At 41.2% G+C, this 13,993-nt stretch carries 11 protein-coding genes; 3 read left to right on the top strand and 8 right to left on the bottom strand.

All coding sequences use genetic code 11. From position 1 onward, the window contains the following. Nucleotides 1-24 precede the first annotated feature (24 nt). Genes upp through P767_RS0108935 form a run of 3 tightly spaced genes read right to left on the bottom strand, consistent with a single transcriptional unit; the run spans nt 25 to nt 3,816 of the window. A complete protein-coding gene (upp, locus tag P767_RS0108945) occupies nt 25-678 on the bottom strand; it encodes a uracil phosphoribosyltransferase (RefSeq protein WP_026764234.1) in 654 nt (217 codons plus the stop codon). A 46-nt stretch (nt 679-724) separates the two neighbouring features. Further along, nucleotides 725-2,470, bottom strand: a complete 1,746-nt coding sequence (locus P767_RS0108940) for an adenine deaminase (RefSeq protein ID WP_026751050.1) — start codon at nt 2,468-2,470, stop codon at nt 725-727. A gap of 5 nt (nt 2,471-2,475) precedes the next feature. Next, the gene (locus P767_RS0108935) at nt 2,476-3,816 is read right to left on the bottom strand and encodes a PAS domain S-box protein (protein ID WP_026764233.1); all 1,341 of its coding nucleotides are present in this window, start codon (nt 3,814-3,816) and stop codon (nt 2,476-2,478) included. Nucleotides 3,817-3,875: 59 nt separating this feature from the next. Between P767_RS0108935 and P767_RS0108930 the strand changes: the two genes are divergently transcribed. Beyond that, the gene (locus P767_RS0108930; RefSeq protein WP_026764232.1) at nt 3,876-7,016 is read left to right on the top strand and encodes a VPS10 domain-containing protein; all 3,141 of its coding nucleotides are present in this window, start codon (nt 3,876-3,878) and stop codon (nt 7,014-7,016) included. 48 nt (nt 7,017-7,064) lie between these two features. Here P767_RS0108930 and P767_RS0108925 read toward each other — a convergent pair whose 3' ends face one another. From P767_RS0108925 to P767_RS0108905, 5 genes are all read right to left on the bottom strand, one after another. Next, nucleotides 7,065-9,281, bottom strand: a complete 2,217-nt coding sequence (locus tag P767_RS0108925; protein WP_026764231.1) for a DUF5916 domain-containing protein — start codon at nt 9,279-9,281, stop codon at nt 7,065-7,067. A gap of 104 nt (nt 9,282-9,385) precedes the next feature. Next, nucleotides 9,386-10,069, bottom strand: coding sequence for a tRNA (guanosine(37)-N1)-methyltransferase TrmD (trmD, locus tag P767_RS0108920; RefSeq protein ID WP_037351706.1), 684 nt, complete (start codon nt 10,067-10,069; stop codon nt 9,386-9,388). Nucleotides 10,070-10,088: 19 nt separating this feature from the next. Next, nucleotides 10,089-10,475 carry an RNA-binding S4 domain-containing protein gene (locus P767_RS0108915; protein WP_026751055.1) on the bottom strand — a complete coding sequence of 129 codons (387 nt, stop codon included), beginning with the start codon at nt 10,473-10,475 and terminating at the stop codon, nt 10,089-10,091. A 1-nt stretch (nt 10,476) separates the two neighbouring features. Beyond that, the gene (locus P767_RS0108910) at nt 10,477-11,847 is read right to left on the bottom strand and encodes a dipeptidase (protein WP_026751056.1); all 1,371 of its coding nucleotides are present in this window, start codon (nt 11,845-11,847) and stop codon (nt 10,477-10,479) included. Between the two features lie 30 nt (nt 11,848-11,877). Then, nucleotides 11,878-12,873, bottom strand: a complete 996-nt coding sequence (locus P767_RS0108905) for a cation diffusion facilitator family transporter (RefSeq protein ID WP_026751057.1) — start codon at nt 12,871-12,873, stop codon at nt 11,878-11,880. A gap of 86 nt (nt 12,874-12,959) precedes the next feature. Here P767_RS0108905 and P767_RS16515 point away from each other — a divergent pair, with 86 nt between their 5' ends. Further along, nucleotides 12,960-13,847: a glycosyltransferase gene (locus P767_RS16515; RefSeq protein WP_084799884.1), complete on the top strand. Its 888-nt coding sequence runs from the start codon at nt 12,960-12,962 to the stop codon at nt 13,845-13,847. Further along, nucleotides 13,840-13,989, top strand: coding sequence for a hypothetical protein (locus P767_RS18340; protein ID WP_157611451.1), 150 nt, complete (start codon nt 13,840-13,842; stop codon nt 13,987-13,989). Before P767_RS16515 ends, P767_RS18340 begins: the two co-directional genes overlap by 8 nt. Nucleotides 13,990-13,993: the final 4 nt, after the last annotated feature.

The following is a 13,993-nucleotide window of genomic DNA, read 5'->3' as shown; positions in this document are numbered from 1 at the left end:
GCTACATGAGCGGTAGGGGATAACCTAGGATTGCATTTTTGAGCCAAATGCCAGATCTCCTGCATCTCCCAGTCCCGGAACGATATACGACTTGGCTGTCAGCTCTTCATCAATATCGCCGCACCATATTTTTACATCAGTTCCACATTCTCTTTCCAGGAATTCAATGCCAACAGAACAGGCAATGGCAACCACTACGTGGAAGCTGGCCGGATTCCATTCGGCTTTCATATGTTGAATGGTTTTTACCACTGATGCACCGGTGGCCAGCATGGGATCAGAGATAATTACTACCCTGTTATTTAAATCAGGGCAACTCATGTATTCCATGCTGATTTCAAAACTCCCATCTCTGTGGTGTTTGCGATAGGCTGATACAAAAGCATTGTCTGCTTTGTCAAAATAGTTCAGCATGCCATTGTGCATGGGCAAGCCTGCTCTTAAAATGGTGGCTAAAACGGGTTGGTCTTTTAGTAGTTTACTTTCGTGTGTTCCCAGAGGAGTTGCAATTTCTACCGTTTCCCAGGGAAGTTCCTTGCTGATTTCATAAGCAGCTACTTCTGCAATACGCTCCAGGTTTCTTCTGAAACGCATACGGTCGCCTTGTACATTGACATTTCTTAACTCAGCTACCCAGTTGCTTAGCAGGCTATGCTGTTTACTTAAATTGATCACCATGGTGAAAGATTGAGCAGCGAAAATACGGTTTTTACCGCGGGTCAGTTCAGGATAAAAAAGAAAAACTGTCCCCGTCAAATAACCCCTTGTCGCTCAATTTTAAATGAGGAATCACCAGTAATGCCATAAAACTGAGTGTCATGAAAGGTGCACCCAGCTGGCTTCCCAGGCTTTTGGCCATGGCATCAATGGCTGTGTATTGCTGCGCAATTTCAAAACCATCTCCTGTGCTCATGAGTCCGGCAACCGGTAAGGGCAATACTTTTTGTTCCGATCCTTTTATACAACTGATTCCACCTTCTGCCGCTATAACTGCATTGATGGCTGCCACCAGATCTTCATCCGTTGCGCCCACTGCTACAATATTGTGGCTATCGTGGGCTACCGTGGAGGCGATGGCGCCGGTACTGAAACCAAAATTTTTGATGAAAGCTTTTGCAACCGGCGCCATATGGTACCTGTTCACTACTACCATTTTTAAACAATCCGCTTCCGGATTACTGATCCATTCTCCGTTGTTTTCCAGGCCCTTCAGCATGATCCGATTCGTTATCAATTGCCCATCCAAAGCTTCTATTACAGGGATCATACCCCCTTCCTGCGGATAATCCGAAATACGAATACGCAGGTCTTCTGCTGTTACGGGTTTGCAGGAAAAGCGATTGATGGGGGTGGCGGAAACGGAAGGGATGATGGATTTGAATGGAGTAGCCGTTTGTTGAACGGCGGATTTAAATTCATCCTTTTCTTGAGATTCGTTTTCGTTCTTTGGCAAGACTAATGCAGGATTTTCTGCCAGGTTGTTTGACAGAAGCGCCTGCCCGTCAATATAGGTTTGACGAACTTTAAAATGGGTCAGGTCTTCTACAACAACAAAGTCGGCAGGGTCGCCCACACGAAGGGTTCCTACATTCAGTTTGTAATGATGCACCGGATTGATGCAGGCTACTTTTAAAATATTGAAAAGATCCAGGCCCTTGGCAACAGCTCTTGCGCACAATTGATTGATATGTCCTTCCACCAGACTGTCCGGATGTTTATCGTCGCTGCAGAACATCACACTGTTCGGATGATCATCAATCAGTTCGGCCAGTGCTTCAAAGTTTTTGGCGGCACTTCCTTCGCGAATAATAATCTTCATGCCATAGGATAATTTGTCTACGGCTTCTTCCATGGTAAAGCATTCGTGATCGGTGGAAATACCTGCTTCTATATACAGTTTGGCCAATGCTCCGGTAAGGCCGGGGGCGTGTCCATCCACGGGCTTACCGGCCCGGTGTGCTGCTGCAATTTTTTTCATGACTTCGGGATCATTGTGCAGCACGCCGGGGAAATTCATCATTTCACTTAAGTACTTAATATCATCGGATGCTAAAAGCGCAGCCACTTGATTGCTGTCCAGTGATGCACCTGCAGTTTCAAAAATGGTTGCAGGCACACAGCTGGGTGCACCAAAATTGAATTTGAAAGGAACTTTTTTCCCATTCTCAATCATAAATTGAACACCAGCTATTCCGCAAACATTGGCAATTTCATGTGGGTCACTTACCGTGGCAACTGTGCCATGCAACACAGCAATTCTGGCAAATTCACTCGGTATCAGCATACTGCTCTCTATATGCACATGACTGTCTATAAAGCCCGGCATGATAAATCCTGAAGTATCAAATTCATTTTCTTCCACAGCTATTATGGAAGTTATTTTTTGATTGGCGATAGTAACTCTTGCAGGATAAATCTTTTTGTTATATATGTCCACCAGCTTGGCTGTAACGCTAAATTCATTATTCATCTCTATTAATTCTTGTCTTGAGTTTCGTCTACAATTTCATGTATGGCTTTATCTAAGCCATGCGCTGCAATTTCCAGTTGGCTTAGCAACATATTCTTTTCTTCTGAAGAAATTTTCATTTTCATCAGATTGATAATACCCAGGATATCTGTCAGTGGGCCTCTTACCTGATGACTTTGGCTCCAGGCAATTTTTCTTAATTTTTCAATGGTGGCTTTACGAGTTGTAATATCTGTTTTAATACTTAAAAACCTTTTGATATTTCCATTGGCATCTTTAACCGGAGATATAATGGCTTCTTCCCAGAATAAGTCTCCATTTTTCTTTTTATTTAAAAACTCACCTTTCCATGAAGAGCCAGATTTAATTGTATTCCACATTTCTTCATAGATAGAAAGATTGGTTTTGCCGGATTGAATAAATCGTAAGTTTTGACCAATGCTATCCTCTTTAGTATAGCCGGTATGTTGATAAAAGTAACTGTTGGCATATTGTAAATTACCATCAATATCTGTAATTAATATGCTAGTTGAGCTTTGCTCAACGGCCAGCGAAAGTTGCTGGATTCTTTCTTCTTTTGACTTTCGGTCTGTAATATTGGTAGATACAACAATATATTTTTGAAAATCTGCAGATTCATCCTCAATGGGCGCTACTGATAGTTCAAACCAAAAATCGCCAATGGGTAAGTTCAGTTGATACTGCTGCCCTGAAGAAAATCCTTTTTCTTTTGTTTCCATTAAGGCTGAATCCATGACCGCGGATGCTTCACCTGGAATGATATCCGAATATTTTTTACCTATGAATACTTCAGGTGGTGCGGCTAGTAATTCTTTTACACTTGAATGATATTCGTAAATAACCTTGTCTTCCCCAATAACAAAAATTAAATCGGGAATGGCTTTTAAAATGGCATCTTGTTTTTTAGAAAGAGCAGTAATTTTTTCGAGTGCCAGTTTTTGCTCAGTCATATCTCTGCTGAAACCATACCAGGTAATGGAACCATCCTCTAGTTTTTCAGGGGTTGATCTGGTATAAATCCATTGAATGGGTCTCCCCGGAATTAAAATTCTCGCTTCCATTGCAAAATCTGTCAGCTCGTTAGCGGACTTTTCAATGGCTTCCAGAACTTTTTGTTGATCTTCCGGATGCATTACTTTCACAATCGGCTCAAAACTTTCCTTTACATCTTCCGGTTTGCAGCCGAAAATATTTTCAATGCCCTTGGAAGCAATGGGAACATGATAAGTTCCATCCGGCCTTCTGGTAAACTGAAAGATAAGGTCAGGCAAATGGTAAGAGAGTTTTCTGAACTCTTCTTCGTTCCTATTTTCAGAAGATATCATGAATTCGGATTCAATTGTATTATGAAATTACAGTAATTTAACTGTCTTAATCTAATGCAATGAGAAAAATCCTATCGATTCTTGTTTTATCTATTTGCTGTTTGCAAGTGCAAGCTCAAAAAAAGGAAAGAGTAAAACAAGTAGCCATCCCCAAAGACGATGTTTCAGATCAGTTATTGTCTAAAGTAAAATATCGTTCTATTGGACCATACCGCGGAGGCAGAAGTGCCGCAGTAGCAGGCAGTTATAAAAACAGAACTACTTTTTATTTTGGTGCAACCGGAGGGGGTGTATGGAAAACTACCGACGGAGGAAGTAACTGGAAAAATATTTCCGATAAATATTTCGGTGGTACCATCGGAGCTGTGGCGGTAGCACCCAGTGATGAATCTGTTGTGTATGTAGGTGAGGGCGAAAATACTATGCGGGGTAACGTTGCTGAAGGATTGGGTGGCGTTTGGCGCAGTGCAGATGCCGGAAGAACCTGGAAAAATATCGGATTAAATGATGGCAGACATATTATTCGTTTGATTGTACACCCCAGAGATCCGAATACTGTTTGGGCGGCTGTGATGGGCCATCTTTTTGGACCCAACGAGGAAAGAGGAGTTTACAAAACAACCGATGGTGGAAAAACCTGGAAAAGAACCTTATACATCAACAATCAGACAGGTGCATCAGATTTAGTAATGGAGCCTGGCAATCCCGATGTATTTTATGCGGGTATGTGGAGAGTCATCAGAACCCCGCATAGTATGGAAAGTGGAGGTGAAGGAAGTGGTTTGTATAAGAGTACCGATGGAGGTGAAACCTGGGAGCCCTTGATCAATAAAAAAGGATTGCCTAAAGGCTTATGGGGAATTGTAGGTGTTGCAGTTGCTCCATCTAATCCGGAGAAAGTATATGCCATCATTGAGAATGCGAATGGCGGATTGTTTAAAAGTGAAGATGCCGGCGAAACCTGGACCTTAACCAGTAATGATAATAATATTCGTCAGCGTGCCTGGTATTATACCAAAGTATACGTAGATCCTAAAAATGAAAATCTGGTGTATTGCCCAAATGTAAACTTTATGAAGAGTACAGATGGTGGCAGAACTTTCCAGTCTGTCAATACTCCTCATGGCGATCACCACGATTTATGGATTGATCCGGAAGATGGCAGAAGAATGATTGTAGCAGATGATGGGGGAGCACAGGTAAGTTTTGATGGTGGTAATAACTGGAGTACCATGGACAATCAACCTACTGGTCAATTTTATCGGGTAACAACAGATAATGCTGTTCCTTACAGAATTTTAGGTGCGCAGCAGGATAATTCAACGGTTCGTATAAAGAGCAGAACCAGCGGTTCTGGCATTACTGCCAGAGACTGGGATATTACAGCGGGTTCTGAAAGCGGACATGTGGTGGCAGACCCATTAAATCCTGAAATTGTTTACGGAGGTAACTATGGTGGATACTTAGCAAGGCTCGATCACAGAACAGGTGAGAACAGAGCCATCAATGTATGGCCGGATAATCCAATGGGTGCAGGTGCCGATGTATTGAAGTATCGCTTCCAGTGGAACTTCCCTATCTTTTTCTCGCCACACAATCCCAAGCGATTGTATACCGCGGGTAATCATTTATTTGTAACAGAGAATGAAGGACAAAGCTGGGAAATGATTAGTCCTGATTTAACAACCAATGATAAAACCAAACAGGGACCCAGCGGCGGACCCATTACCAAAGACAATACTTCAGTAGAATATTATTCTACCATTTTTGCTGCTACTGAATCTGGTTTGGAAAAAGATGTTTTGTGGACGGGAAGCGATGATGGTTTGATTCATGTTAGCAGGGACGGAGGTAAGTCATGGAATAATGTAACGCCTCCGGATGCAGGCAAGTGGATGATGTGGAACTGTATTGAAACAGATCCTTTCAGAAAAGGGACTGCTTTTTTTGCAGGGACAAAATACAAACTGGACGATTATACTCCGTATTTATACAAAACAACCGACTACGGTAAAACATGGGCCCGCATCACAACCGGTATAAACAATATGCATTTTACAAGAGCCATCAGAGCAGATAGAAAAGTTCAGGGTCTTTTGTATGCAGGTACAGAATTTGGCATGTATATAAGTTACAACGATGGCGCCAGCTGGAAACCATTTCAGTTGAATTTACCTGTAGTGCCAATTACAGATATTGCTTTAAAAGACAATGATTTGATTGTAGCTACTCAGGGTCGTTCTTTCTGGGTAATTGATGATCTTACGATTGTGCAGCAAAAAAATCCATCGATTCTCGATAAGAAATTACATGTGTTTTCTGTAAATGATAGTTACAGAACAGAAGGTGGCGGCAGAAGAAGAAGAGGAACTATTACAGCTGAACCAAATGCAGGAGCCAATCCTCCGCAGGGGACTGTAATCAACTTTTATGCAAAGGGAATTACAGATAGTTCAAAAGTATCCATTACTATTAACGATAAGCAAGGAAAGCCCATTAAAACTTTCAGTAGTTATACCAAAGTGGCCGAAGATCAACTGGAAGTAGCAGAAGGAATGAATCAGTTTGTATGGGATCAGAACTATCCACCAGCCGAAAGAGCAGATGGTATGATCTTATGGAATGGAGGTATTGGTTCTGCCAAAGCAGCGCCAGGTAGATACACAGGTAAAATTAAATACGGAAACGACTCTGCTGATTTTAGTTTTGTGATTAAACCCAATCCTGCTTATGCAGCATCAGAAGCAGATTATGATGCACAGGTTGGCTTCCTTTTGTCTGTTCGTGATAAATTCAATGAAGTGCAGAAAGCCATCAGAAATATCCGCATGGTGAGATCTCAGATTATGGAACTCAATGCAAAGATTGATGCCAAATCACATAAAGAGATTAAGGAATTGGCAGATAGCATTAACAAACAAATCACAGCAGTTGAAGAAGCCTTGTATCAGACCAAAGCGAAGAGTGGTCAGGACGTGTTGAACTTCCCTATTCGCCTGAACGATAAGATTGCAGGTTTGTATGGAGTTGCATCCAGTGGACAAAATGCACCCAGCAGACAGGTACGTGAAGTGTTTGCAGATTTAAGTGCTCAAGCCAATTTACAATTATCCAAATTGAAACAGGTAATGGACACTGATGTTAAACAACTGAATAAATTAATCAACGACAAACAGGTTCCTGTTATCGGAATTAAATAGCATTCATGATTGATTGAACTGCCACAGCATTTTGTTGTGGCAGTTTTTTTATAAGTTTAACCAGTAGTTCAATTTAAATACGAGCGCTCTGTTGCTGTTTTTCATTAAAGGCGATGTAAAATAATTGTCAGTGTAAACCAGGAACAGATCGCTCATTGGCTTAAATCTGTATTGTAATCTGCTGTTGATATTGATATTGTTTCTTTGTGTATTATACTGGAAAAAAGTAGTCCAGAATAATTTGGTAGAGAAGTTGATTTCTGTTCTCTGTGAAATCAAAAAGAGTTCAGTTGAACCATATGTGCCGGGGAATTCCAGTTTATTATACTGAAAGTTCAGGTTCAGGGTGGTGTTAGGTAATTTTCTGAAAGTAATTCCAGCTCTTAATGTTTTGTTGGTGCCATTATAAAATCCACCTGTTGCAGCACTGACATTGAAACTGAATGGTCTTCTGAAATCTGAACTATACCGGATTCCGATATCCCTGTATTTGTATTTGGCAACAGGAAGTGGTGTAGCCCCGGTAAAGGAAATGGGGAATAATAAATCTACTTCATAGTCTGATGTGCTGTAACTGATTCTGGATGTATTTCTAAATTCCACATTCCCGTTTAAAGTAGTGTTTCTCTCATTGAAACTATTGTCTGGATTAAAAACAATATAGTTTTCCGCTTCAAAACTAATTCCGATCAATTTGCCTTTTGAAGGAATGATTTTATATTCAGCGCTGGTGTAAGAGTGTTTAAATCCAACACGGATAGCCGTATCCCTTGCTGCATCATAGTTTTCAATTCTTTCAATGAATCCCATGTCTGCATAGTAATTAGTGCCTAGACTGGTCAGGTCTTGAACGAAACCAAAATTTCTGCTGTTATAGGAAAATCCAACATTGTAAAATGCATTGTCCTTCTTAATGCCTGGCTTAAAGGAATGATGGTAAGTAGCCCAGGCCCCCCATTTCCCTTCCAGATCAGAATAGTTGTATTCTATTCCCGCATTGCGGCTGAATACATCCAGCGGATTGGCATTTTTTTCGGCATCCGTCATAAAGCTGCTTCTGTTTAAAAAGTATCCTTTTATTACAGAACGGTTGAATACTCTTTGATCCACAGATAAGGCAGTATAGTTTTCCGGCGCATAATCGCCCTGTCTTCCGGTTTGCATATTCATGAAACCAATCCTGGTTTTCTTGGCAATATTTCCGGTAATTCTGGCACCAAATAGTATGGGAATTTTGTTGCCGTTTTTATCCAGTCCGATTCTTCTCGAGTAAAAGGGTCGTATTGGATCAATGCCATATCCCGAAAACAAATCGGCATTCTCTAAAAAAAATGTTCTTCTTTCAGGGAAGAATATATTGAAACGGGTCAGGTTGGTTACTTGTCTGTCTACTTCAATCTGAGAGAAATCAGGATTGACAGTCAGATCTAAATTCAGCGAGGATGTTAAACCAACTTTTGCATCAAAGCCGGCATTGGGTTTGGCACTAATAGGTTCATTGCCAGCCCTGTTTTCTGTTACTTCTGTTGTTACATAAGGAACAAATACTGAATTGCTGCCAGGTTTGGGCGGAGCGTCTTCCCAGATTAATGCGCCCGTGTAACCTACATCGTGAGTGGAAAAGTTGACCGGAACATTGGTCCAGGTAGAATATTCATTGGTCTTGGTATCTACCCTTACAAAATTGATTCCCCATGTTTTTTTATCTGCCGGATATCGGATTGATTTAAAGGGAATAGCCATTTCAACAGTCCAGCGATCTCCATATCTTTTGGTTTCAGAATACCAGGTCTGGTCCCAGCTGAAAGAAACACCATCGCCTGCCGATGTAAGCTGGTCTTCACTTTGGGCATTGTAAGCATTCACCACAAAAAAGAAACCATTGTTTCGGGTATTTACCGGATCCAGCACCAGTGCCACACAATCGTTTCCGTCGTGGCCAATATCTCTTTTTAAACTTTGAATAAAAACTTTCCCGGAATCATATGCCGTGTAGGCGACGTACAAAAACTTATCATCATAAGCTGTCTGGGCTTCAGTTGCATGTTTTGCTTTCTTTTTATCATCCGGATATTTTTCCCAGAAAGAGCTTACTTTCTGGGCCTTTTTCCAGATTTCATCGTCCAGAATGCCATCAATTTTTACAGGTGTTTGTGTTTTGGAAATGACAATCTGATAGTCTTTCTGAAAAGTCTCTCCATTTCTAACCTGAGCAAATCCATTCACCCAGCAACATGCAAAAAGTAAAATAATCGGTAGTCTCATAAATAATTTCAGCAAATCCAATACCTGAGAAGCAAAATTGATATAAAAACCATCAAGCCGCAGTTTAATTTGCTTAATGGTAGAATGAGCGGATAAGCGCAGTTTTAATCCTCTTTTAATAAATCAGGTCTGCGTTCTTTGGTTCTTTCAAGGGACTGTTCATATCGCCAGTCTTCCACTTTCCTGGGGTCTCCCTGCAATAGTATTTCCGGTACTGTCATGCCTCTAAAGTCAGCTGGCCGGGTATAAACAGGAGGGGCAAGTAAATTGTCCTGAAAAGAATCGGTTAAAGCAGAGGTTTCATCACTCAGGACGCCAGGAATCAATCTTCCGATTGCATCTACCACAACGGCAGCTGCCAGTTCGCCACCACTCAGCACATAATCGCCAATGGATATTTCCATATTTACATACCGGTCTCTTATTCGCTGATCAATTCCTTTGTAGTGTCCGCAAATGATTAAAAGATTTTGCAGAAGCGATAATTGATTTGCTCTTTGCTGATTGAATCTTTCCCCATCCGGCGTCATATAGATGATGGCATCGTAATTTGTTTCCTTCTGCAGCTCTTCTATTGCATTGGCCAAAGGTTCACACATGAGCACCATTCCTGCTCCACCACCAAATGGATAATCATCAACCTGTGCATGTTTATTGATGGCCCATTTGCGCAGATTATGCGTACGAACCCTAAGTAGACCCTTGTCCTGTGCACGTTTCATGATGCTGTGGCTGAAAGGCCCTTCCAATAAGGCGGGAACAACGGTGATGATATCAATAGTGAACATACGCAGTTTGCATTGTATTTTATTCCATAAATTCTTCCAGGTCTCTTCTGTCTCTCTTGGTAGGTCTACCCACTTTGCTCAAACGCTTGCCTGTATGAAAACTGGAAGCAACAAATTTGATCCGATCCAGTTCTTCTGCCGGCGTAATATCAATATAATATTTGATGGCTTCAGCATAGGCCTGGCGGGTATGCAGTAGTCCCGTTACCTTAATGACCCATTTTTTAGCTTCTGTTTTTACTTCGTATTCGTCCCCGATGGCAACAATTCTTGAAGATTTAACAGCATCTCCGTTATATTTTACTTTACCCTTGCTGCAGGCATCTCCTGCCTGACTTCTTGTTTTAAAAAGCCGGATGCTCCAGAGATATTTATCTATCCGCAATTTTTCTTTTTCAACAGCCATATTATCCTTTCATTTCTGCGAAATACTTATGGAAATAAGGGATGGTTTCTATGCCTTTGTAATAATTTTCCAGATTGAATTTTTCGTTGGGGCTATGCAGGTTGTCGCTATCCAGACCAAATCCAAGGAAAATAATTTTTAAGCCCAGTTCCTTTTCAAATAAAGCACAGATGGGAATGCTTCCCCCGCCTCTTACCGGTATTGGCTCTTTGCCGAAAGCAGTTTCAATGGCTTTGGCAGCTGCCTTATATTCTATGGAATCGATAGGTGTCATATAGGGCTCACCTCCATGATGTTCCATGGCATTGATGGTAACGCCAGCAGGTGCAATACTTCTGAAATAATCCAATACTTTTCTGGTGATTACTTCCGATGATTGATTGGGAACCAATCGGCAGGAAATTTTAGCAGATGCTTTGGAAGGTAATACTGTTTTAGCTCCCTCTCCTGTATAACCTCCCCAGATACCATTCACTTCCAGTGTAGGTCTGATTCCTGTTCTTTCGTTGGTTGTATATCCTTTCTCGCCCCATAATTCAGTAACACCCAAATCGGATTTGTACTCCGCTTCATTAAATGGTGCTTTCGCCATTTTGGCTCTTTCTTCTGGTGTAGCTTCTACCACATCATCATAAAAACCAGGGATGGTGATATGATTGTTTTCATCGTGGCAGGATGCAATCATTTGGGCTAAAATGGTAATGGGATTGGCAACTGCTCCACCATAAACACCGCTGTGCAAATCTCTGTTGGCTGCAGTCAGCTCCAGTTCAATATAGCTAAGTCCTCTTACGCCAATATCAATGGATGGATTCTCCATGCTCAACATGGAAGTATCTGAAATCAATATTACATCGGCTTTTAAAAGCTCCTTATTCTCCTTTACAAATTCAGCCAGATTCGGACTACCGATTTCTTCTTCTCCTTCAATCAGGAATTTAATATTGGTACAGAAACTGTTTGTTTTGGTAAAAGTTTCCAGTGCCTTTACGTGCATATAAAATTGTCCTTTGTCATCGGCAGAACCCCTTGCATAAATTTTTCCATCTTTAATTACGGGTTCAAAAGGTCCGCTATGCCATAACTCCAGTGGATCTGCAGGCTGAACATCATAATGTCCATAAACCAATACTGTAGGTTTGGTAGGATCTACTATTTTTTCACCATAAACAATGGGGTGTCCCTTGGTTGGATAAATAGTAGCCTTATCCGCACCGGCTTCCAGTAATCTTTGTTTTACTATTTCTGCACAGTGCAGCATATCGTCTTTATGCTCAGATCTTGCACTGATGCTGGGTATTTTTAATAACTCAATTAACTCCTGTAAAAATTGTTCCTTGTGTTCTTCCTGATAGGTTTTCCAGCTCTCCATATGTAATATTTAAAGCTGCAAGTTACCTAATTAAGCCTGCTCGGCAATGCGATGTTTCTGATTGGAAACCACATTTTCGAGGGTCCAGTCCAGCGATTGTTGAAATGTCTGCGTCCTTTCCTTGCAATCCGATAGGGAGCAGATGGCACAGCTATAGGGTAAACATCCATCCGTATGCACAAAAAGCTCAATGGAATCTCCGAAATTTTCTCTGATTAAACTGGATAAGTTGTCTATTTCACGATGCGCTTCATGCACATTATAATACCAGGGTAATGTTAAATGACAATCAATATGCAGCAGATCTCCGTATTTAATAACCCTGAGATTGTGCAGGTCAATCCATTTGCTGCTTTTTGATGTATTCAGCACCCCAATGAATTTTTTCAGTATTTGTTCGTCTGCTTCATCCATAATCCCTGCCAGCGATTTTCTCAGGATGGTATAGCCATTGTACATGATCCAGATACTTAAAGCCAGTGCTACTACTTTGTCGAGCCAGTAGATTTGAGTGAAATAGATTAGCGTAATAGCAGCCAATACACCAAGGGTAGAGTATGTGTCTATTTGAAGGTGTTTCCCGCTGCTCTCAAGGGCAAGTGAATTGTTTTTTCTTCCAATCCGAATGCAAACCGCACCTGCAATATAATTTAGTAAGGCGGTTGATCCCACCAGCCACATACCATTGTCCAATGCTTGTACCGTATGGTTTTCAAGGGTATTTACAATGGTCTCGTAGATGATTAATATACCTGCAGCAATGATTAAACTTCCTTCAGCAGCTGCAGAAATGAATTCCGCTTTGCCATGTCCGTAAGGATGATTTTCATCCCTGGGTTGTGCTGCAATGTATAAACTATACAGGCCAATAAAACCTGCAACAATGTTTACAATGCTTTCCATTGCATCCGATAAAATGGCCAGGGAATCCGTAAGATAGTAGGCAGTTATTTTCAGGATGAACAATACCACACTCAGAACGGTAACCCATTTCTGGACTAAAAAATTTTCTTTCCCTGAATACATAATCGCCTTATTTGGTGGGAATTAATCAATTTTTGCTTTATTTTTAGCATCCAAATTAGGGTATTATTTGGACTATAACCCCCGAAATGCGTAAACCAGAACTAAGAGAGAGAATCCCTTCAAGGCCTCCACTCATATCACCGTTGCATGATGAAACGGATCAGCCTGTCTGGTCGGTCATGATTGCCGTGGATAATACCTTTACTTATCTGAATACTACACTGCTGTCCATTCTGGAATTGGATCAGGGTATTGGAGTTATGCAGATAATGGTAGTGGACGATGCCAGTGATGACGGAGATGTAGAGCAGCTGGTAAAAGACACGGGCAAAGGAAGAATTGGTTATTTCAGACAGCCCAATAAAATTGGCAGGCTGAGAAATCTGGAGACTTGTATTAAATTATCCAGGGGTAAGTATGTACATATTTTATACGGAGATAACTATGTAATGCCTGGATTTTATGATGAAATCTTGTCTTTGTTCAATGAGTTTCCTAGAGTAGGAGCCGCGTTTACAGAATTTCAATACATCAACGAAAGAGGCAACCCTATATGGAAACACCAGCCCCTTGCTAAAGAAAGAGGCTTGCTGAAAAACTGGGTAAAAGCCGTAGCGCTCCGTCAAAATACAGAACCTTCTGCCATGGTAATCAAAAGAACCACCTATGAAAAATTAGGGAGCTTTTTTGGTGCCGAACATGGTGAGTTCTGGGAAATGACAGTAAGAATTGCTGCTCATGCCGAATTAGCTTATGTGCCCAAAGTGCTGGCTAATTTCAGGATTCATGGAAAAGCATTGCATTCCGAAGCACTGAAAACAGGCCGGAATATTGACGATATCACTAAAATCATTGGCATCATCCGTGCCTATTTGCCATTAGATGTAAGAGACGAAGTGAATGCCATGTCTAAAAAAATACTTCTCACAGCATTTTGCCCAGCTCTCACACAAAGTATATCACGAATTGGATGATACAGAAGCTGCCCTGAAACAAGCCTGGGGAGCACTTGTATTAGATATCAACTGGATTTCACTCAAGTATTCCTTGTTATTATTCTTCAAATACCTGATTGGTTACAAAGTCATCCGCAAGTGGGTGGAAAAGTTATCTTAAACCA

This window comes from Sediminibacterium salmoneum NBRC 103935 (assembly GCF_000511175.1).
GTDB classification, from domain to species: Bacteria; Bacteroidota; Bacteroidia; order Chitinophagales; family Chitinophagaceae; genus Sediminibacterium; species Sediminibacterium salmoneum.
This window is presented reverse-complemented; position numbering and strand designations above follow the sequence as displayed.

Excerpts from the sequence above, each read along its gene's own strand:
- upp (WP_026764234.1), bottom strand. The coding sequence starts at position 678 with ATGGTGATCAATTTAAGTAAACAGCATAGCCTGCTAAGCAACTGGGTA.
- P767_RS0108940 (WP_026751050.1), bottom strand. The coding sequence starts at position 2,470 with ATGAATAATGAATTTAGCGTTACAGCCAAGCTGGTGGACATATATAAC.
- P767_RS0108935 (WP_026764233.1), bottom strand. The coding sequence starts at position 3,816 with ATGATATCTTCTGAAAATAGGAACGAAGAAGAGTTCAGAAAACTCTCT.
- P767_RS0108930 (WP_026764232.1), top strand. The coding sequence starts at position 3,876 with ATGAGAAAAATCCTATCGATTCTTGTTTTATCTATTTGCTGTTTGCAA.
- P767_RS0108925 (WP_026764231.1), bottom strand. The coding sequence starts at position 9,281 with ATGAGACTACCGATTATTTTACTTTTTGCATGTTGCTGGGTGAATGGA.
- trmD (WP_037351706.1), bottom strand. The coding sequence starts at position 10,069 with ATGTTCACTATTGATATCATCACCGTTGTTCCCGCCTTATTGGAAGGG.
- P767_RS0108915 (WP_026751055.1), bottom strand. The coding sequence starts at position 10,475 with ATGGCTGTTGAAAAAGAAAAATTGCGGATAGATAAATATCTCTGGAGC.
- P767_RS0108910 (WP_026751056.1), bottom strand. The coding sequence starts at position 11,847 with ATGGAGAGCTGGAAAACCTATCAGGAAGAACACAAGGAACAATTTTTA.
- P767_RS0108905 (WP_026751057.1), bottom strand. The coding sequence starts at position 12,873 with ATGTATTCAGGGAAAGAAAATTTTTTAGTCCAGAAATGGGTTACCGTT.
- P767_RS16515 (WP_084799884.1), top strand. The coding sequence starts at position 12,960 with ATGCGTAAACCAGAACTAAGAGAGAGAATCCCTTCAAGGCCTCCACTC.